We start from the raw sequence: 18,805 nt of genomic DNA on the forward strand, positions 1-18,805 counted from the left end.
CCCTTTTTTTTCCCCCCACCTTTCCCCCCCGACAGCTGAGGCCTCGCCATCCCCCCGAACTTCTTACGCCAATAATAATAGGTCTTGTCTGAAATGCCGGCCTTACGAATTGCGCCTGCAACATCCATTCCATCATGCAAATGTACGTCAATTTCGCGCAACAACCTCAGTGCGTCTTCATCAGAATAACGTTTGCGTGCCATGTCTCTAAACTCATGTTGTCAACAAATAGTGGCACAGTTTTAGGGGGCCAAGACAAGATTTTAGCCCTCGCAATAGTCAATGAAAGTCCCGGCTTGGAAACAAGCGCTTGGCCTGATCTCGCGGGTGCATGGCGCGGGGTTGGGGGGGCGGTCTAGGAGCGTCGTCGGCCTGGGGCTGGGTGATGCCTATCGCCTCATCCATTGGGTGGCCGAGCGTGCTGAGGTGGTGTGAGACGTCTTCAACGGTTTGCGCGATGATATGCACCACAATGCCTTCGCGCTGCACCACGCCCGTGACGCGGAGCAATCGGCCGCCCATGACCGCACGGCGAAATTTCTTGTAGACGGTTTTCCAGATCACCACGTTTGATACGCCCGTCTCGTCCTCTAGTGTTAGAAACACCACGCCTGAGGCGGTACCGGGGCGTTGGCGGGTGATCACCAAGCCGCAAACAGAAATGGCTCGCCCCGCAATCGGTCCGAGCGGTACATCGGGTAGGGCGGCATGGGGTGTCAGACCGTCTATATCGGGTCGTAGCAACTCCATCGGGTGGGCCTTGAGCGACAGGCGCATGGCGACGTAATCCTCGACCACTTCCTCGCCCAGATGCATTGTCGGCAGAGTCACAGATGGCTCATGTATGCCTTCTCCCTCAATTGGGTCGTTGAACAGAGGCAGTGGTTTGGGGCCCGTGATGGCCTTCACCGCCCAAAGTGCATCACGCCGCCCCATGCCGAGGCCCGCATAGGCGTCCGCCTCGGCCAGACGCTCAAGCACCGTAGGTGAAATCCCCGCGCGCAGCCACAGCGCCTCGGGGTCGGGATAGCCATTGCCACGCGCGGCCACGATCCATGCGGCGTCTTCTTCGCGAAAGCCCTTGATTTGACGAAATCCGAGCCTGAGCGCCAGCGTGCCATCGGCACGGCGTTCCAACGTGTTGTCCCATGCGCTGTTGTTCACGCAGATGGGGCGCACCTCGATCTGATGCTCGCGGGCGTCGCGCACAATTTGGGCGGGAGCGTAAAATCCCATTGGTTGGGAGTTGAGCAAGGCGCAAGCGAAAGCGGCGGGGTGATGGCGCTTGAGCCACGCGGAGACATAGGCGAGCATTGCAAAAGCGGCGGCATGGCTTTCTGGAAAACCGTATTCGCCAAAACCCTCGATTTGAGAAAAGCAGCTCTCAGCAAAGGTCAACTCGTAGCCGCGTTCCAACATGCCTTTGACGAATTTCTCGCGCAACTGGCCGATGGTGCCCATTCGCCGAAACGTCGCCATGGAACGGCGCAGTTTGTCGGCCTCTGAGGGGGAAAACCCCGCCGCAACCACGGCAATTTGCATCGCTTGCTCTTGGAACAATGGCACGCCGAGGGTCTTGCCAAGCACCTTTGCCAACGCATCAGACGGGAAGGTGACAGGCTCTTTGCCTTGGCGGCGGTTGATGTAGGGATGTACCATGCCGCCTTGGATCGGGCCGGGGCGTACGATGGCGACCTCAATCACCAGATCGTAAAATACGCGTGGCTTCATGCGCGGCAAAAAATTCATCTGCGCGCGGCTTTCGACTTGGAATACCCCGATCGCATCGGCCACGCACAGCATATCAAAGGTCGGCGCGTCAGATTGAGGTACAGTCGCAATCGAAAATTGCGCGCCACCATGCTGTGCAATCAGATCAAAGCTCTTGCGGATACAGGTGAGCATCCCGAGGCTGAGGATGTCGACCTTGAGAATGCCAAGCGCGTCGATATCATCCTTGTCCCATTCGATGATTGTGCGGTCCTCCATCGCTGCATTCTCAATTGGGCACAATTCATCAAGTCGCCCTTTGGTAATGATAAAACCGCCGACATGCTGGCTAAGGTGGCGCGGAAATCCGATGATTTCTCTGATGAGTTTAATGGTCAACGCCAGACGCGGATTGTCCAAATCGAGGCCAAGCTCCTTGATGCGCTCGGGGTCTGCGCCGCCATTGCCCGATCCCCAAATTTGTCCCGAGAGATTGGCGGTGACATCCTTGGACAGTCCCATGACCTTGCCCACCTCCGAGATCGCGGCACGTGAGCGAAAATGGATCACGGTGGCGCATAGTCCGGCGCGATGGCGGCCATATTTGGCATAGATATGCTGGATGACCTCCTCGCGGCGCTCATGTTCGAAATCCACATCGATATCGGGAGGCTCGCCGCGATGTTCCGAGACGAACCGCTCTACCACCATTGTGATGGTCTCAGGGCTGACGTCGGTAATGCCTAAGAGGTAGCATAAGATGGAGTTTGCCGCAGAGCCGCGGCCTTGGCATAAGATGCCTTGGGAGCGGGCAAATTGCACGATGTCATGTACCGTGAGGAAATAGGCTGGAAAGTCGAGCGTTTTAACCAAGGCCAGTTCTTTGTTCATCTGCGCAATCGCGGTGTCGGGCGCGCCCTTTGGGTAGCGGTTTTTCAACCCCTCACGCGCCAATCGTGCCAAGCGATCTTGAGGCGATTCATCATCCGCAATCTCATCGGGGTATTCGTAGCTCAACTCGGACAGGCAAAAGCTCGACTTGGCGGCAATCTCAACTGTACGGCGCAGGGCGGCAGGGTGACGCGCGAACAGGCGCTTCATATCGGCCTCGTCTTTGAGGCGGCGCTCAGAGTTGGGTAGGGCGCGTGTGCCGATCTCATCGATGGTGATATGTTCGCGCAGGCAGGTCAGAACATCGGCCAATTGACGCCGTGATCCGTGATGCATAAGCACATCGCCCACGGCCACCATTGGCGCGGCGGTGCGGTGTGCGAGGGCGGCACAGGCGTCAAAATACCGCTGATCGCTGCCATCATAGCGCGGGGTCGCCCCGACGAAGACATCTGCGGGAAAGTGCTTTTTGAGAGTGGTGATTTCAGTCACGCTGTCCTTTAGCGCCTGTTGCGGCAAGGCAATGAGGCTCATTCCCACGCAGCTCTGTGCCACATCGCGCAACTCCAAGTGGCACGCTCCTTTGGGGGCACGTTGCTTGCCAAGGGTCAACAATCGCGTCAGTCGCGCATAGGCGGCGCGATTATGCGGCAAGGCGATCCAATGCGTATCGCTGTCGCGCAGGATCAGACGCGCCCCAATGATCAGTTTGGGCAGGGAGCGACCGTCGCCAAGCTCGCGGCGCAATTCCTTGAGCGCGGAATAGGCCCGCACCACACCTGCCAATGAGTTGTGATCAGTGATGGCCACGCCCGTTAGTTTCAGCGCCGCAGCGCGGGTGATCAATTCCTCTGGATGCGAGGCGCCGCGCAGGAACGTAAAGTTCGAGGTGCAACACAGCTCGGCGTAGCCGGGATCGAGAGAGGGGTTTCGGACGTTCATGCAAATTCCCCATGTACGAACCAGCCGGGATCTTGCGGGGTGTAAAACAGCCACAACCGCCGCCCTTCGCGGGTGTCCACTGTCCAATAGTCGCGCACCCCTGAGCGCCAGTTGTCATCGGGCAGCCACCATTCGGGGGCGATGCGCTCTGGGCCGGTTGCCCGCCCCGTTGTCAACGACATGCGCCGCCATCGAAATTTTTGGGGCGGCTTTGATCCGCCCGCAGCAATCGGTTCGGGAGCAAATAGGCGTAAGGGGCGTGGGCGCAGGCTGGCCCATGATCCCGACGCGGTACTATACGCCGCAGGCACGGTTTGAAAACTGCGCTCAGGGATGTGACTGTCGGCTGGTAAAAAACGGTGAATATTGTCTAGCCCAATGCGGTTGCCCAGACGCGTTATGAGATCGTTCAAATCATCCGGGTTCGAGGTCGTGGTCGAAGTGAATTGTGCGTTCAATAAACGTTCGACCTGTGTGGCCTCCAAGCGCATTTGATCAATGCCATAGCCAGCGTCCACCGTATCAACGCCGCGCGCGAATAGCGGCAAGATCCGTGCAGCATCACGCATGGGGGCTGCCAAACGTAGCTCGACCTGTTGTGCGCCTTGATCGACGCGGCGCAGGGTCAGTTGCAATTGGCGCGCCCCCATTTCTTGATCTTTGAGCTTGTCGCATAGCCGCGCCAAAAGACGATCGGTGGCCATCATCACGTCTTCGATCAACCCAATCGGGTCGGGCAGCGTCAGGCGAACGCCGTAGTGCGGGGTCTCGCCCAAGGGCGAAATGACCTCATCTTGCGCTCCCATTGCTTGATCCAGACGCAGCACCACATCGGGGCCAAAACGGCGCACAATCGTGGCGCGGGGCAGCGCGAGAAGGTCGGATATTTTGCGCAACCCAAGACGTTGCAAGGCAGTGTCCGTCTTGGCATCAATGCGTAGGGCGGCAACGGGCAGAGCGCGGATGTCGTCATGGGCTTTATGTCCGTAATGGGTGAGCGCCCACGCCGCACCACGCGTGTTGGCCGCCGCGATATGGCTGCTTAGCCCCGCACGCGCGAGGCGGTGGCGCATGTCGTCAAGCATCGCCGCCTCGCCACCAAACAGATGCGCTGATCCCGTGATGTTAAGCATCAACCCATCCGTGCCATCCAAGCCAACCCACGGGCAGTACCGCTTGCTCCACCGCGCCAACGTGTGGAGGAACTTTGCATCTGCGATCCTGTCGGCGGGTTGGCTTTGAAGGTCAGGGCAATAGGCCCGTGCATCCGATAGAACCATGCCTCGATGTAGGCATTGCGTCTCTGCCGCGTCGTTCAAGCAATAAATGCGGTCAGTGTTCTTCTCATGATGGATGAGCGCAAACGGGCGATTGTCATTGGCGGTGTGCAGCAGGCCTGCGCGCAGAACCCTATCGCTGGGCAATCTCGGAAACCACATTGATACGACGCGTTTGCGCATTCCACCTCACCGACCATGCTTTATTTGTTCCTGATTTGTTCTTTATAATTTTCCACCGTTGCAGAGTCGAGTCCTCTGCCGCATTTGCGGCATCAAAGATAGGCGCGCAATGCCACCGAGTCTGTGCGGCATTGCTACCCATCCCCTCGGGCAGCACGCAAAGGCCCATGGTTTTTCCGCTTTGAGCCGCAAGCTGCAAGCGTCGCCCTTCGGTTAAGCCAACGGGCTGCGTGACTTCCATGACGACTAAGGCGACACTGCCAGAACGCAGTGCTTCTTCGGCGCTGGCAAGCACATCCAAGTGATTTTGAGCCTGCGCCAAAAGCAGGTGCTGCGGATCAAGATAGGGGGCAATACCCACAGGATTGATCTGTTCACTCCGCCAAGCCTCTCGCACCCAAAGCACCTTACCGCCCAACCGAGCGCCAAGTGCAACGGCAAAGGTCATCGCAGACGGGCCGCAAACCTCATGGGTGCGGGATGCCATTGGGGGGAATTGAGATTCGAAAGCAGTCATGCGGGGATTATACATAAAACTGGGGCTGGGGGATCAGTCTTCATCAAAATGAATATGCGGCTCAAAATCGACCTTCGAGATTGGCGCTAATGCGGCGAAGTAGCAATCCAATCGGTTACCATTGCCACAGTTGTTCTAGCTTCCGTGCAGACGACAAAAATCCCAAGGCTTTCCGTGGCCGATTGTTTAGGTGGTTTGTATGCGATGTTGCGCTTGATCTGCGCCCTGAAAACGCCTCCAAATTTGTGTAGAGCCCGCTCAACAAAAGGACGGACAAATGAAGGCAGGCTTCACAGACGAGCAGATCATTCACTTCTCGGCATCGATTGGCATTATATCGCGCCTGAAAAGCTCCAGCAGAACGGCTTCATGATGCGCTTCAACGGAAAACTGCGGGACGAATGTCTCAACGAAATGCTATTTGGAACATTGCGCGATGTCCGCAACACGCTTGAATAATGGTAGGAGGGTTACAACTGCCGCAGACCTCATTCAGCATTGGGCAACCCGACACCGATGGAAATTTTGCACAGAAAGACAATGGACGAGATGGCGGCCTAACGCCAAAGATTTAACCCCAAGGACGCCGTCCAAAGCTGGAGGAAACTTGGGGCTCAGGTCACTTGCAAAAATTGCCGATTAGAGCTACGCATGCCGCACTTTCATGGAGATTCTATGTCCCGGTAATGTGGGGAGGCAAAGCGCCCTCCCGGTGCAAATTTAAACCAAGCTCACGCCTCGCTCTATTGTCGGTGGCGATTGGTTTTTTGCGATCTAGTTAATCTACACATTATGGCGTGGACTTAGCCTGCGCCCAGAATATGAAAGTTCACAACAATGACACGGGACTATTCCCAATTTTTGCCATCTGCGCGTTCAGGAAAGCTTCCAGCACGCGAGCGTTCTCCATTGGAAAACCTTGGTTGGAAGCCTTTCTTTAGCCAGCAAACCAGCATAGATACCGTTGCTGATATGCAGCCCGTTCGAGTGGTTGAAGTTCACAGAACAGGCCTGCATGCACTGGGCGAAGGTTTTGATGCCGTTATTCCCCCAAGGCCGGACGCGACAGTCGGTGACTGGTTGCTCTATGATCGGCAACACCCATCCAACAGCAAGGTTTTGAAACGCATGAGCGTTTTTGAGCGCCGTGCGCCCGGATCAGACCGCAAGAGGCAACTGATTGCTGCTAATGTGGATACGGTTTTCATAGTGTCTTCATGCAATAAGGATTTCAATATCGCGCGGCTTGAGCGGTATGTTGCCTTGGCATTCGACGCTGAAGTAACGCCTGTAATCTTGCTCACAAAAGCTGATCTCTGTGATGATCCTAATCGCTACGCTGACGAAGCAAGCGCAATCTCAAATCGTGTTCTGGTGGAAGTGCTTAATGCCTTGGGTGAGCAGACAATTGCCAAGCTCGCTCCATGGTGCAAGCCTGGACAAACGGTTGCGTTTCTAGGGTCGTCAGGTGTTGGAAAATCCACATTGGTCAACGCTCTATTTATGGACGGTGTCGCTGAAACGGCTGCCATTCGCGAAGATGACAGCAAAGGTCGTCACACAACGACACGGCGACAATTGCACTTCACATCCGATGGCTGCGCGGTGTTGGACACCCCTGGAATGCGAGAGCTTCAGCTTACAGATGTAGAGGCGGGGATTGCTGACGTGTTTGCAGACATGGTCGCTTTAGCGGGCCAATGCCGTTTCAACGATTGCAAACACGACACCGAACCCGGTTGTGCCATTCAAAGCGCATTGGAGCGCGGGGACATCGACACCGCCAGACTTGCACGATGGACCAAGTTGACTGCGGAAGATCGTTTCAACTCTTCCTCACTGGCCGAACGCAAATCCGCTGAAAAGTCATTTCAAAAAATGATCAACACAGTTCAACAAAAAAGCAGAAAGCCGAAAAAATGATCCGTAAGTATAAAACTGAAGACACCGATGCCCTGATTGCAATCTGGAACAACGCAGAGGCACTTGCGCATCCTTTCCTGTCGGATGACGTCAGAAACCAAGTGCGCAAAGACATGCGTAACATGTATCTCCCGAATGCCGAAACATGGGTGCTGGAAGATGACGGGACCCCAGTCGGCTTCATTGCAATGATCGACACAGAAATTGGCGGGCTGTTTCTTGACCCTTCCCAACACGGCAAGGGCATGGGCCGCCAAATGATCGATCACGTCGTATCGTTGAAAGGGCCGCTCAAAGTGGAAGTGTTCAAGGACAACAAAATCGGACTGCCGTTCTATGAGCGGTATGGATTTGAGATAACCGGTGAAGACATATTTGATGTCACCGGCGATGAAACATTCAAGATGGCTATGCCAGTCTCATAACAATCATGTGGAAGGCGCCCTAAGTTGGTGCCTTCCAAGCTCTCAGGCTTTGCCTTTAGGTGGCATTCGTATGGCTTGGGCGAGCAGCAGCAAGGTCCGTCAAGCGGGCCTCGCTGGGAAATACAGCTTGCGGCGGGCTCCGTTAATCACACCAAGCTTGTCAGGTTGATGCCGATCGACATGGGCGGCAAACTAAAAAACTGTCGCGGGGCCTTGCCGTAAGTTGCGATATGTCTGCCCCCAGCTAAATTGGCGATTGGCGCCATATATTTAGTCCATTAAGGGGGCAGATCATTTCAGATAAGGTGCAACGTTAGCCTTATCATTCGCTGCGGGTCGCCCAATTTTGAAACGCAGCTTGTTCGGTTGAACAAAGTTGCAGTGTCAGAGTCTTGATCTGGTTGGTGTCACTGCGACCTGATCTCGTGTCTTCTCCGACGGTGAGGCACATATCCTGCGCGGCGCTGGGGCTGATCACGCCTTCGCCAGAAAAGATGAAGCTTTGCACATCGCTGTCATCGCAGTCGGCCAGCTCAATCTGTGCACCGGCCTCTAAGCCCGTAACCTGCGCGCAAACGTCGAATTCGGTCATGTAAAGCTTGCCATCTGCGAAGCGGTCAATGTCAAAAATCTGATCAACCAATAACTCGCCCAACGGGCTGTAGCAGGTATGCCCTTGAAGGCCATTGGCAGGGTCGGCGTCGGCACCTTTGCCGCCCGCGATGTCGAGGCAGTAGCCGGCCTGAGTATTGTCGAGCATGTCGGTTAGATAAACCTCAACAGAGTCGGCTTGAGCTGTGCCTGCGGATAAGATGGCAGCCATCATGGTTGCTGAAAGGGTCGATTTAAACATTGTCTTTCTCCAGTTTTGATAGAGTATTTTTTGAAACGAAGAGGGCTAAAATGGCCTGCTTCGATCGAGGAAGGTTAGCGGATACAACGGACCAGATTGTCCGAACGGTTGAAATCGCATGCATTGATCGAGCATGTTGTATCATCTGTCATGGCTTGACCAATAATTGTTTTGATAGACGAACGTTGAGCGCCCGCACCATGCCAATCTGTAAATTCGGTCTGTTCACCTGCCTTGCTAAGTGCTTTGCCGAAGGCGATTACGTTGGCATAGTTTTTCCAGTCCCCGAACGTCGTGCTTGTCCAGAAATCAAGGGTCTCGCCATCTTCGGTGATCGTAAAGACAGTTTCGTCAATCGCCGGAAAGCCGGTGCGACGGTAATCGACGATACTTTGCAGTTCTTTGGAGTTCGGCAGGTACCAATCGTCATAACCGCCCAAATCCAATGCCTCACAATATGCCAGTGCCTCAGCCCATTCGCGGCGGATTCCATCATCTGATTGTTGCCACATACGTCCGGTGGCCTCATCAGTGATTGTGCCGTCTTCGTTGTCACGAAAGTCATTCACGCCATATATGCCTTCGTCCGCGCTTACGCAGCGTACGTAGTTACCCGGTGCGTCGCTGCCCGCGTTGTCGCCGGAAAAGCCGTTGTTGGCGGCTGCTGCTCCGGTGTAAAAGTCCAAGCCTGTGCCGTAAGATTTGATGTGACCGTCCGCAAAGTTGAACCCGAATGCCCCTTGGTTCAGGCCGTTCATTACGGGGCCTTTGATGTACAGTGTTGAACTCCAGTATTGGCCTGCAAACATCAAACCTTTAGGGTATTCGAAGTCGAAAACACTGGTGTCAATATAGGGCGTCGGTTCGCCTTCCTCTGGCATAAGCAACTCACCGCGGTTGTCGGCAAGTGAATAAAGCTCTTTGATCGTGGGGACACGCCAATCGTCACGACCGCCCAATTCCAAGCTGCCGCAATATGCAAGAGCGTCTGTATATTGCTTACGATCATACTCCGGTGTCTGCTGCCAGAGCATGCCCGTGTTGTTATCGATCACCGTGCCGTCACCATTGTCTGTATAAGAGGCTGGGAGGCGCGGGTGTTGAGCATCCTGACCGTAAAGGATTTCACCGGCGGCAGGGCAGGTGATTTCATTCCCCGTGAGATCAAAACAAGCATCCTGCATTGTATCGACCAAAGAGTATGTCACATTCTGCGCCGCGCTAGGCTGGGCAGAGAAGATGAAACAAACTGAGGCGAAATGCACGGCAAGAGATTTCATTGATACGCCAGATGCCATTGTAGGTAACCTTTCAGGAACGTCTTGATGTCCGATTTTTTGCATGCTGGTACGACGAAATCGTCCCAGCCGCTAAGCTCGAACGTTTAAGTGTCGATAAAACGCGACTTCACTCCAACTGGCGGCGGAACTGCGACGGTGTCATACCTGTCTGCTGTTTGAATGCGGTATTGAACGACGATTTGGAATTGAAGCCTGCAGCATAGGCCATGTCCAACAGGGTTTGTTTGGCTCGCGCTGGGTCTTGCATAGCTTGTTTGACGGCCTGAATTCGGTACTCGTTGACGAAATTAAAGAAGTTCTTTTGATGACGGGCGTTGATGACTTCGGTCAAGTGATGGCGCGGCACTGCCATTCGTTTTGCTAAGGCTGTGATGGTTAAGTCTGCGTTCAAATAGGGCCGTTCGGACTGCATGTAACAGTCTAGACGATGTTGAATGACATCGGCCAGTTCTGCACTGAGGCCTGATCTATCATAGCTTGGTTTTTCGGCGGTGAGGGCGGTGACTGCGGGTGTCGCATCAGTGCCCTGCTCAGGTTCATCAAGTGTCTCGACAGTATCTGACACCTGATCTTGCTGTAGCCCGAAGTAGCTGAGCATAAGAATAGCAATGATCAATGACACCAAGTGCAAATCCATTATACTTGGTTGGGACAATAACGCCGCCAGAAACAGGAGCAAAAAGACGCTTGTTATCCCCACAGACATCCATCGTATCCAAGCCAAGGTGAGATAACCCTGCAAGTTTGAAAACCGTTCCAATACCTTTTGGTCGTGGTCACGCAACTGCCGAAACACAGCTATGGAATATGTAATGAGCAAAGCGCAGTTGACCCCGCCAATCACACGGATTGATGTGTTAAAAGCTACACTGTCCGGGTTCGGTGGTGCTGGTGCCCATCCGCTCAAAAGTTGAAAAAGGCTGATTGTGACGAAAGGCAGGAAATGCAAGATTTGGCGTAGGGCGATCTTTTCATGCACCGCTGTAAGTGAGCTAACATAGAGCCACAAAAATGGACCATAGGTCAGTGGATAAATCAGATCGGCACTTAAAATAGGAATGTGCGAACTCGGCCATATCTGAACCGCTATTGCTGCGATCAAGGGCATGGCCATAAACACCATCCAAACCGCTAAAATCGTATCATGCAGTTTCTTGGCGCGTTTGGTCCATAGGAATACGGTGGTGAAAAGTGATTGCACGCTGCCGACGACGAGCAAGTATTCCATGTAACCTCGATCAGAATGGAAAAATAATTACAGTTTTGCAGCCTGTATCATTCACATGCAGAAAACGCAATAAAACTGACTGTTATGCTACAGGTGTTCGGCTTGAGCGATTTGATGGGCCGATATGTTGCACTTTACTCTTGTCACGATTGATACGCGCGATGAGGCATTCCATCGCTTTTTACAAAGTTGGATCAGTTACTGATTGTGCAGTCAGAAAATTTACGTTTTGGGAACCATTTTTGCATCCGATCATCGATGTCGGATGCACCTTAGCATACTGTGGAAATGCGTTGAGCCACTTCAGTCTGGCCTTTCGTCGATTTGCTAAACAAACCCAGCTAACGCTAGAACATGCCCAAGAGCCGTTGCTGAGCCGCTTGGAAATGTGCCGAAACGGCGGCTTCGGCCCCAGATAGGTCACGTTTCTCCAAGTTTTCAAGGATAACGATGTGTTCCTCAAGCGTCTTTAATGCCAAAGGCGGGGTCATAAGGCGATCGAGGCGTATAAGGCGCACATAATTTTTCAGTCGCGCAGCGGTGGTGGTCACAAGTGGATTGTGCAGGCTGGCAACCATGTTACCGTGAAGCTCTTCTTCTAGATCTTCAACTCTGTCCAGAATGGCGTCGTCAAATTGGCCAGATTTAATGTCAGAAATTAGAATTTCATGGCGTTCTTTAAGGTCCTTGAATTCGCTCATATCGCCGGTTTCGGCGTAGCGCATGGCCGCAGCGCGCTCGATAATGGTTCGAAACTGATAAGTTGAACGAGTCAATTCCAGATCCAGCTTTAGAAACTCGATCCCCGAGCGGGGGTGTATCGTCACAACGCCTTCCGTCTCTAAAATCTTCAAAGCATCTCTGAGGGGCTGAACGGCCACGTCCAGTAATTTTACGAGTTCGCTTTGAGAGACAAACGCGCCCGTTGGAATGGACTTGTCAAAGAGACCCTCCAGAACTTTCTTGTATGCGACATCGCCTAAACTAGGCGTTGAAGCATGCGTTTTGTTGGCTGCCATCTTTGTTCGCTTTGCACTGCGTGCCATTTAGATCGCCTTTTCGTTGTGACCAACCACATTGATGGTCAGGTCCGTTTTTGCGTGCGCTTGTACCGAGAAATGACAAGCATCGCTAGTGGCCAAAATGAGTCCGTAGACCATGCGGTATTACCCCTTTACAGCGCCACTGGTCATGCCTCCTAAAATGAACCTTTGGCCTAGCAAATAGATGATAACCACTGGCGTAATATTCAGCAGAATGTTGGCTGAGACGAGATTCCATTCAGAGCTAAATCGGCCAAAGAAGTTGTAGATGGATAATGTCATCGGCCATTTTCCTGAATCGTTCAGGTAGTAGAGAGGGTAGAGGAAGTCGCTCCAAACTCCCAGAAAATTCAGAATTCCGGCCGTAACCAGCACGGGAGTCAAGAGTGGCAAGACGATTAAAAAGAATACGCGGAACGTGCCGCAGCCGTCCATAGTCGCGGCTTCATCGAGTTCGGTTGGGATGGTTTCGACAAACCCGTAAATCAGAAAGATCGAGAATGGAATATTCATCGCGGTGTAAAGAAAAATCATCCCGCCACGAGTGTTAATCAATTCCAATGCTTGAAGGACCCATGTCAGGGTGAAAAAATTTACCGGCAGGGCAATGCCCATGATCAGGAAAAAATATAGAAAACGGTTGAATCGCGATCGGTGACGCGACAGGACGAAAGCTGCCATTGCCGCCAGCAGTGTCGCGAAAATCGTTGAGATCGACGAATAGATCAAAGAGTTGAGAAAGCCCTCTACGAGATTGCCCTTCTCTATTACGGTCGCAAAATTACCGAATTGTGGGACTGCAGGCAAACTCGCGCTGAGTGTGCTCGCCTCTGCACGGGTTTTGAGGGAATTCACGATCACCAAGTAGACGGGGGTGAACATGATAAGGCTGGCTGTAATGGCTGCAAGATGCGCAAAGCCCAACCGTGTTCTGCTGGATTTGATCATATCGATTTACCTATTTGGGCTGCGGTCAAGAAGGCGCACAACGAACACGCCGACGATCAGAAGAATGACGAGAAGAACAGTCGAAAGTGCCGTTCCGAGGCCATATTGTCCCTGCGAAAAAGCTTTGAAAATAACGGTGTAGACGACTTCTGTTGCAAAACCTGGGCCGCCGTTTGTGAGGGCAAACACCATATCAAACACCCGCAACCCATAGATGACGTTCAAGACAGTCACCACAGCAAGTGCAGGCATCAACATGGGAATTGTCACAAATCGAAGCCGTTGCCAGGCATTGGCGCCATCAATTTCTGCTGCTTCGTAATAGTCTTTGGGGATGCTTTGCAGTCCGGCCAAAAGAATGACCATGATGTAGCCAACACCTTTCCATGTATCGACGCCGATAATTGAATAAAGAGCAATTGAGGGGTCGACGAGCCACTTTTGAGCCAAAAATCCAAGCCCGACGGCATCCAGTCCAAGATTGAGAATTCCCTCACTCGGATGGAGGATAGACTTAAACACCAAGGCCACTATGAGGGTCGGCAGGATCGCCGGTAGGAAAATCATGATCCGGTAAAGGTTTACAAACCGTTTGATCGTACCATTCAGCAGCAAGGCAAATGCCAGCGCGAAAACTGTCTTGAAAAAGATGGTGGCGATGGTGAAAATCAGCGTGTTCTTCAGATAGAATAAATACAGCTCGTCGGGTGATAACACCTCGCGGAAGTTCTTGAGGCCAACGAAATTGATATCGCTGCGATATGCGTTCCAGTCTGTAAAGGCAAAGCCGACGCCAAGAACTGTAGGTACGATCGTAAAGGTCAAGTAAATCGTCAATGCGGGCAACGCAAAGAGCAGTGGATATCTTGAATTGTTCTTGAACCAGGGCAGCAAGCTAAACTCCTTCGATATTAAACACGTGCTTGGTGGCGGCGCCTGAAACTTTGTTGTCTTGTGCTATGCGCCTGTGTTCGGTGTTGGCTAAAGTTAGGCATCATTTATCTTGATGGCAAGTTGAAATATCAATAAGCATTATAAATATACTATATCATCAGATTTACGCTTGGTGAGCGCATCGTGGACAATGAGGGAGGATATCATGGCTTCGATTAAGTTGAGTAATGTCTGCAAGTCTTATGGCGGATTGGAGGTCATGCGAGATGTGAGTTTTGACATCGAAGACGGAGAGTTCGTCGTTTTGGTTGGTCCCTCAGGCTGTGGAAAGTCTACTCTCATTCGCATGATCGCAGGGCTTGAAGAAATTTCTTCGGGTGAGGTCATGATCGACGATAAGCAGGTTAATAATGTGTCGGCCAAAGATCGTGACATCGCTATGGTTTTCCAAAGTTATGCTTTGTACCCCCATATGAATGTCGAGCAGAATATGGGGTTTTCTCTGCGGATTGACGGTCGTCCAAAGGACGAGATTCGCAAAAAGGTGGCGGAAGCTGCAGAGGCTTTGGAGCTTACGCCGTTGCTGCGCCGTAAGCCCGGTCAACTTTCGGGCGGGCAGCGGCAACGGGTTGCTATGGGGCGTGCTATCGTGCGTGACCCGCGCGCTTTTCTGTTTGATGAGCCGCTGTCGAATTTGGATGCGCAGTTGCGTGTGCAAATGCGTGCGGAAATCACTTTGATGCAGAAAAAATACAAAACAACAACGGTTTACGTTACACACGATCAGGTCGAAGCGATGACAATGGCCGACAGGATCGTTGTGCTGCGGGCGGGGCGCGTTGAGCAGGTCGGCACGCCTTTGGATCTTTTCGATCAGCCACAAAATATCTTCGTTGCACGGTTTCTCGGGTCTCCACAGATGAACTTTATTCCGGGAGTGATCGAAGCCAGAGGAGGGCAATGCTTCTTTAAGGCAGAAGGGGTCGATGTCGAAATTGCGGCGGCTTATGCGAACCATGACGGCTTGGCTGTTCAGCTCGGTATTCGCCCGAGTCATGTCTATCGCACGCGTTTAGGCGGGGAAGGGGCGCTTCAAGCAAAGATCGCATTTTTGGAGAATACAGGCTCTGAGACGATGTTGAAACTGGACCTGCAGGGGCATGCTATTCAATGCGTCATCAATGAACGGCTGAGCGAACAGCAAGGGGATGCGATGATCGTTTCCTTTGATCCTGATTGCTTGCACTTGTTCGATGCGCGAACTGAGCAGCGCTTGGATGCTGGGGTAAAAAAATAGCTATTGACTGATTTATCTTATGTTCATACTGATATATCAAAATTTAAACTGGAGGGATCATGCATTTATCTAAATTACTCAGTGGGGCGGCTATTTCTGCACTCACTCTCGCCACGACTGCTGCGTTCGCGCAGGATGTGACGATCAGCGTTATGGGCAGCCAGAATTGGATCAACGAACCAGAATTGGAGATCGCGCGTCAGTTTGAGGCTGAAACAGGTATTAAAGTTGATTTTCAGGCCATTCCTGATGATCAGTATCACTCTGTGCTCAAGGCGCGCCTGAACTCTGGTGAGGCTGCTGATATCTTCATGGGGCAGAGCGGGTATAGTGATCTTTTGTCCTATAATATCACGGAAACGGCTGTGGATCTTAGCGCAGAGGATTGGGTGGATCGTGTTCAACCGCTGGTGCGCGAAGCCGCGTCAATGGGCGATGAATTCTATGGTTTGACATACTGGCCATCAGGGGTCGCGCCATTTATTTACAACTACAACATAGAGTTGTTTGAAGCTCACGGTGTTGAAATTCCGCGTAGCTTTGATGCGTTGCTTGAGGTCTGCGGAGTGTTCAAAGATGCTGGCATTACGCCGATCTATGAGCCTTTCGGTGATGGCTGGCATCACGTGCTGATGTTTGCGCATTCTGGCCCGAAGGTGGCAGACGCGACCGAAGGCTTGTTTGATCTGCTGAATGCCAATGAAGCTGTCTTCGAGGGCAACGAGGCAATGATCGAGAACCTTGAGCAGATCAAGACGCTCTACGATGCTGGTTGCTTTGGCGATAATGTGTTGTCCGATCTATATGCTGCTACTCCGAAGAAATTTGTTAACGAAGAGGTTGCCATTGTTCATGACCGCGCGTCCTTTTTCTCGGCTGTCCTCGGGGAGTACCCTGACTATGATGTGTCGAACATCGGCGTCTTCCCTGTGCCTTTGAGCGACAATCAATATGTTACGATCAACCCTGCAGGTCCGACAAAGTTCGTATTCTCTGGCGGTGATAACATTGATGCGGCGAAGCAATACTTGGCGTACTTGATGCGTGAAGATGTTCTTGAAACCTATATGTCCCTTCCGGGCGCGCCGTCCAACCTGCCGTTCATTGGCACGCCGAGCGGTCTGCCGGATGGCATCCAAGCGGCGATAGACGAGAGCGAAGATATGAAGCGCGTTGTGATGCAAACGGCCGTAACATATTTCAACCCGCAGTGGATGGATATCGGTCAGGATATGACAGCGATGATGACTGGCATGTTCTCGGCGAACGACATTTTGCGTAACATTGATAAGCGTCGCGCAAGCATGGCTGGCCCAGCTGGCGACCCTGCTTGGCAGTAACGCCGAACGTTACATCGTGAAATTAGGCCACAGATTTTTTTGACCGTGGCCTTTTTCATTCCATGACATCCTGCGCCCATGCCTGAACAGTTCAGCCTGCGTGGGAGAGGGTGCCATTGTTTCCAATTGATCCACAAATGGATAGTTTTAATAGGCCAAAATGAAAACTAAGATTTCAGATTTCAAGATCACACGGTTTGAATTCAAACGCGACCGTATCATCGGGGACAGTCAGGTCGGCTTTGATCGGTTCTATGGTTTCGCGTTAGAAATCAGCGATGGGGCGGGGCATGTGGGCTTGGGGTTCGGCCATGCGCTTTGGGATGCTGTGCCTCCGCTTTTGCAGCTTAACTCGATTTTTACAAACCACGTTTGGCCCGATCTAGATGGGCAAAATCCGCAAGCGCTTGTTCACCGTGTGACCCGTCCGCGGGGTGGTAATCAACGCGACGCGACTTACGGTTTTGGTGAAGCTTTGCAAATCGCGCTTTGGGATTTGGCAGCGCAACAGGCAGGGTTGCCGTTGGCCGATTATCTTGGGGGGCAACGCAGGTCGGTTCCAGCCTATGCCAGCGGGATCGAATTTCATCTTTCGGATGCAGATTTTTGTGCCTTTTTCAAGGATGCGGCAGATTGCGGGTTTACAACTTTCAAGATCAAGCTAGGCCACACAGACCCCGCTTGGGATATGAACCGGCTCGAATTGCTTCGTAAAACGGTCGGGTCGGATGCGGGTATCATGATTGACGCAAACGAGGCGTGGTCGCCGAAGCAAGCGATGATGCGTTTGGATATGTTTCGACGTGCCGGATTTGATTTCATCTGGGTCGAAGATCCGATTTTGCGCAGTGATTTAGCTGGGCTTCGGGCGCTTTGTTCCGCGACGCCTTGGACACAGATCAATTCCGGCGAATATTTGGATGTGTCGGGGCGCGCTGAACTTTTGATGTCGCGGGCGTGCGATATTGTGAACCTGCATGGCCGTGTCAGTGATGTGATGCGGCTGGGCTGGCTTGCTGCCGAACATGGGTTGCCTGTCGCGCTTGGCAATACAACGCTTGAAACCGGTGTCCATACGGCCTGCGCCTTGCCGGAGGCGACATGGATGGAGTTTGCCTTCCAAAACTATGATCACTTGGTCGATGCCCCTGTCGAAATGCGCGACGGTTTTGCCCATGTGTCCGACAGGCCAGGTCTTGGCTTTGGCTTGTCGGATGAGGCGCGCACGGTTTGGGCCGCGCCCGATCCCGTTGCGGATGTGGACATCAAAACGGGGCCTGACTGTCAGGCTCTCACTAGATTAAGGGCGTGAGCGCGAATTCAACTGCCACTTTTGGGGTGAAGACATGTCAGAACAGTCAGTGATCACGCCGCAGCGACGCGGAATGGTGGTGCGCTTACGCGAGGATCAGGTGGTAGCGTATACAGATATACATGCGCAGGTTTGGCCTGATGTTTTGGCTGCGCTCAGTGCGGCAAACATTCGAAAGTATACAATATACCTACGTCGGCCTGAGAACATATTGTTTGGCCATTGGGAATATCATGGACAGGACTGGACCACCGATCAGGCGGCATTGGATGCCTCTGCGGCCATGCAGAGATGGTTGGCGATCTGTGGCCCCATGCAGATCGGCCTGTCGAGTGACGATGACGGTTGGGCAGACATGATTGAAGTCTTCCATCTTGATTGACTATTAAGTCTGCAAGTCATGACGTTAAAATTCGCTTCGACCCGCAATGATGGATCGATTTTTGAGTCTGCTTGAGCGCTCAATCTGCTTGGGAGTCTGAATGTACGACCTTAGGGATTTGTTTAGATGATCTAGAAGGCGTCTTGCTTTAGGTGGGATGTTCCGCGTTCCATAGGTGCCCGCCGCTTCTCAAATAGATCAAAGGTAGCTTCGGCTTTATTTTGAAAGATGAGAGCCCGCGCTGGCGCTGATATTTCGCGTGCGAAGGTCGTTCAGCCATGTTTCGGTAAGGCTGCGGTGTTCTTTGTTGTTGGCAACAAAAGCTTGGCCGTCTTTGCC

The 18,805-nt window shown here is 52.7% G+C and carries 17 protein-coding genes; 7 read left to right on the plus strand and 10 right to left on the minus strand.

Annotated features, from left to right (window positions below):
* The 4 genes from KO497_RS17045 to KO497_RS17060 form a co-directional block, all read right to left on the minus strand.
* On the minus strand, positions 1-203 hold a 203-nt coding region (locus KO497_RS17045; protein WP_215945165.1), incomplete at its 3' end, for a transposase.
* 76 nt (positions 204-279) lie between these two features.
* Positions 280-3,543, minus strand: coding sequence for an error-prone DNA polymerase (locus tag KO497_RS17050; RefSeq protein ID WP_215945166.1), 3,264 nt, complete (start codon positions 3,541-3,543; stop codon positions 280-282).
* Positions 3,540-4,982 (minus strand): Y-family DNA polymerase, encoded by a 1,443-nt coding sequence (locus tag KO497_RS17055; protein ID WP_215945167.1) that lies wholly within the window; start codon positions 4,980-4,982, stop codon positions 3,540-3,542. Before KO497_RS17055 ends, KO497_RS17050 begins: the two co-directional genes overlap by 4 nt.
* Positions 4,954-5,520, minus strand: coding sequence for an ImuA family protein (locus tag KO497_RS17060; protein WP_215945168.1), 567 nt, complete (start codon positions 5,518-5,520; stop codon positions 4,954-4,956). The genes KO497_RS17055 and KO497_RS17060 overlap by 29 nt, the downstream gene beginning before the upstream one ends.
* 174 nt (positions 5,521-5,694) lie before the next feature.
* On the opposite strand from KO497_RS17060, the gene KO497_RS19550 reads away from it, so the two are divergent.
* The 3 genes from KO497_RS19550 to KO497_RS17075 all read left to right on the plus strand — a co-directional run bounded on the left by KO497_RS19550 (position 5,695) and on the right by KO497_RS17075 (position 7,868).
* Positions 5,695-5,979 carry an integrase core domain-containing protein gene (locus tag KO497_RS19550; RefSeq protein WP_215945169.1) on the plus strand — a complete coding sequence of 95 codons (285 nt, stop codon included), beginning with the start codon at positions 5,695-5,697 and terminating at the stop codon, positions 5,977-5,979.
* A gap of 378 nt (positions 5,980-6,357) precedes the next feature.
* Positions 6,358-7,443, plus strand: a complete 1,086-nt coding sequence (rsgA, locus tag KO497_RS17070; RefSeq protein ID WP_215945170.1) for a ribosome small subunit-dependent GTPase A — start codon at positions 6,358-6,360, stop codon at positions 7,441-7,443.
* Positions 7,440-7,868, plus strand: coding sequence for a GNAT family N-acetyltransferase (locus KO497_RS17075; protein WP_215945171.1), 429 nt, complete (start codon positions 7,440-7,442; stop codon positions 7,866-7,868). The genes rsgA and KO497_RS17075 overlap by 4 nt, the downstream gene beginning before the upstream one ends.
* Positions 7,869-8,190: 322 nt before the next feature.
* On the opposite strand, the gene KO497_RS17080 is transcribed toward KO497_RS17075, so the two are convergent.
* The 6 genes from KO497_RS17080 to KO497_RS17105 all read right to left on the minus strand — a co-directional run bounded on the left by KO497_RS17080 (position 8,191) and on the right by KO497_RS17105 (position 14,135).
* Entirely contained in the window at positions 8,191-8,721 is a 531-nt protein-coding gene (locus KO497_RS17080; RefSeq protein WP_215945172.1) for an RICIN domain-containing protein, read from the minus strand.
* A 74-nt stretch (positions 8,722-8,795) separates the two neighbouring features.
* On the minus strand, positions 8,796-10,019 hold the full coding sequence (locus KO497_RS17085; protein WP_215945173.1) for a DUF1566 domain-containing protein: 1,224 nt from the start codon (positions 10,017-10,019) through the stop codon (positions 8,796-8,798).
* Between the two features lie 109 nt (positions 10,020-10,128).
* On the minus strand, positions 10,129-11,250 hold the full coding sequence (locus KO497_RS17090) for a helix-turn-helix domain-containing protein (protein WP_215945174.1): 1,122 nt from the start codon (positions 11,248-11,250) through the stop codon (positions 10,129-10,131).
* A 347-nt stretch (positions 11,251-11,597) separates the two neighbouring features.
* Positions 11,598-12,269 (minus strand): GntR family transcriptional regulator, encoded by a 672-nt coding sequence (locus tag KO497_RS17095; RefSeq protein WP_215945175.1) that lies wholly within the window; start codon positions 12,267-12,269, stop codon positions 11,598-11,600.
* Between the two features lie 147 nt (positions 12,270-12,416).
* Positions 12,417-13,241, minus strand: a complete 825-nt coding sequence (locus KO497_RS17100) for a carbohydrate ABC transporter permease (RefSeq protein ID WP_215945176.1) — start codon at positions 13,239-13,241, stop codon at positions 12,417-12,419.
* 6 nt (positions 13,242-13,247) lie between these two features.
* Complete coding sequence (locus tag KO497_RS17105) at positions 13,248-14,135, minus strand: carbohydrate ABC transporter permease (RefSeq protein ID WP_215945177.1); 888 nt, start codon at positions 14,133-14,135, stop codon at positions 13,248-13,250.
* A 205-nt stretch (positions 14,136-14,340) separates the two neighbouring features.
* Here KO497_RS17105 and KO497_RS17110 point away from each other — a divergent pair, with 205 nt between their 5' ends.
* From KO497_RS17110 to KO497_RS17125, 4 genes are all read left to right on the plus strand, one after another.
* A complete protein-coding gene (locus KO497_RS17110; RefSeq protein ID WP_215945178.1) occupies positions 14,341-15,432 on the plus strand; it encodes an ABC transporter ATP-binding protein in 1,092 nt (363 codons plus the stop codon).
* Between the two features lie 59 nt (positions 15,433-15,491).
* On the plus strand, positions 15,492-16,772 hold the full coding sequence (locus KO497_RS17115; protein WP_215945179.1) for an ABC transporter substrate-binding protein: 1,281 nt from the start codon (positions 15,492-15,494) through the stop codon (positions 16,770-16,772).
* Between the two features lie 160 nt (positions 16,773-16,932).
* The gene (locus KO497_RS17120) at positions 16,933-18,084 is read left to right on the plus strand and encodes a mandelate racemase/muconate lactonizing enzyme family protein (protein ID WP_215945180.1); all 1,152 of its coding nucleotides are present in this window, start codon (positions 16,933-16,935) and stop codon (positions 18,082-18,084) included.
* 34 nt (positions 18,085-18,118) lie between these two features.
* Complete coding sequence (locus tag KO497_RS17125) at positions 18,119-18,466, plus strand: L-rhamnose mutarotase (protein ID WP_215945181.1); 348 nt, start codon at positions 18,119-18,121, stop codon at positions 18,464-18,466.
* Positions 18,467-18,805 lie beyond the last annotated feature (339 nt).

It is taken from the genome of Pacificibacter marinus (genome assembly GCF_018860665.1).
GTDB classification, from domain to species: domain Bacteria; phylum Pseudomonadota; class Alphaproteobacteria; order Rhodobacterales; family Rhodobacteraceae; genus Celeribacter; species Celeribacter marinus_A.

What these genes read in the sequence shown, in the direction of transcription:
- KO497_RS17050 (WP_215945166.1), bottom strand. Translation starts at nt 3,543, where the DNA reads ATGAACGTCCGAAACCCCTCTCTCGATCCCGGCTACGCCGAGCTGTGT.
- KO497_RS17055 (WP_215945167.1), bottom strand. Translation starts at nt 4,982, where the DNA reads ATGTGGTTTCCGAGATTGCCCAGCGATAGGGTTCTGCGCGCAGGCCTG.
- KO497_RS17060 (WP_215945168.1), bottom strand. Translation starts at nt 5,520, where the DNA reads ATGACTGCTTTCGAATCTCAATTCCCCCCAATGGCATCCCGCACCCAT.
- rsgA (WP_215945170.1), top strand. Translation starts at nt 6,358, where the DNA reads ATGACACGGGACTATTCCCAATTTTTGCCATCTGCGCGTTCAGGAAAG.
- KO497_RS17075 (WP_215945171.1), top strand. Translation starts at nt 7,440, where the DNA reads ATGATCCGTAAGTATAAAACTGAAGACACCGATGCCCTGATTGCAATC.
- KO497_RS17080 (WP_215945172.1), bottom strand. Translation starts at nt 8,721, where the DNA reads ATGTTTAAATCGACCCTTTCAGCAACCATGATGGCTGCCATCTTATCC.
- KO497_RS17085 (WP_215945173.1), bottom strand. Translation starts at nt 10,019, where the DNA reads ATGGCATCTGGCGTATCAATGAAATCTCTTGCCGTGCATTTCGCCTCA.
- KO497_RS17090 (WP_215945174.1), bottom strand. Translation starts at nt 11,250, where the DNA reads ATGGAATACTTGCTCGTCGTCGGCAGCGTGCAATCACTTTTCACCACC.
- KO497_RS17095 (WP_215945175.1), bottom strand. Translation starts at nt 12,269, where the DNA reads ATGGCAGCCAACAAAACGCATGCTTCAACGCCTAGTTTAGGCGATGTC.
- KO497_RS17100 (WP_215945176.1), bottom strand. Translation starts at nt 13,241, where the DNA reads ATGATCAAATCCAGCAGAACACGGTTGGGCTTTGCGCATCTTGCAGCC.
- KO497_RS17110 (WP_215945178.1), top strand. Translation starts at nt 14,341, where the DNA reads ATGGCTTCGATTAAGTTGAGTAATGTCTGCAAGTCTTATGGCGGATTG.
- KO497_RS17115 (WP_215945179.1), top strand. Translation starts at nt 15,492, where the DNA reads ATGCATTTATCTAAATTACTCAGTGGGGCGGCTATTTCTGCACTCACT.
- KO497_RS17120 (WP_215945180.1), top strand. Translation starts at nt 16,933, where the DNA reads ATGAAAACTAAGATTTCAGATTTCAAGATCACACGGTTTGAATTCAAA.
- KO497_RS17125 (WP_215945181.1), top strand. Translation starts at nt 18,119, where the DNA reads ATGTCAGAACAGTCAGTGATCACGCCGCAGCGACGCGGAATGGTGGTG.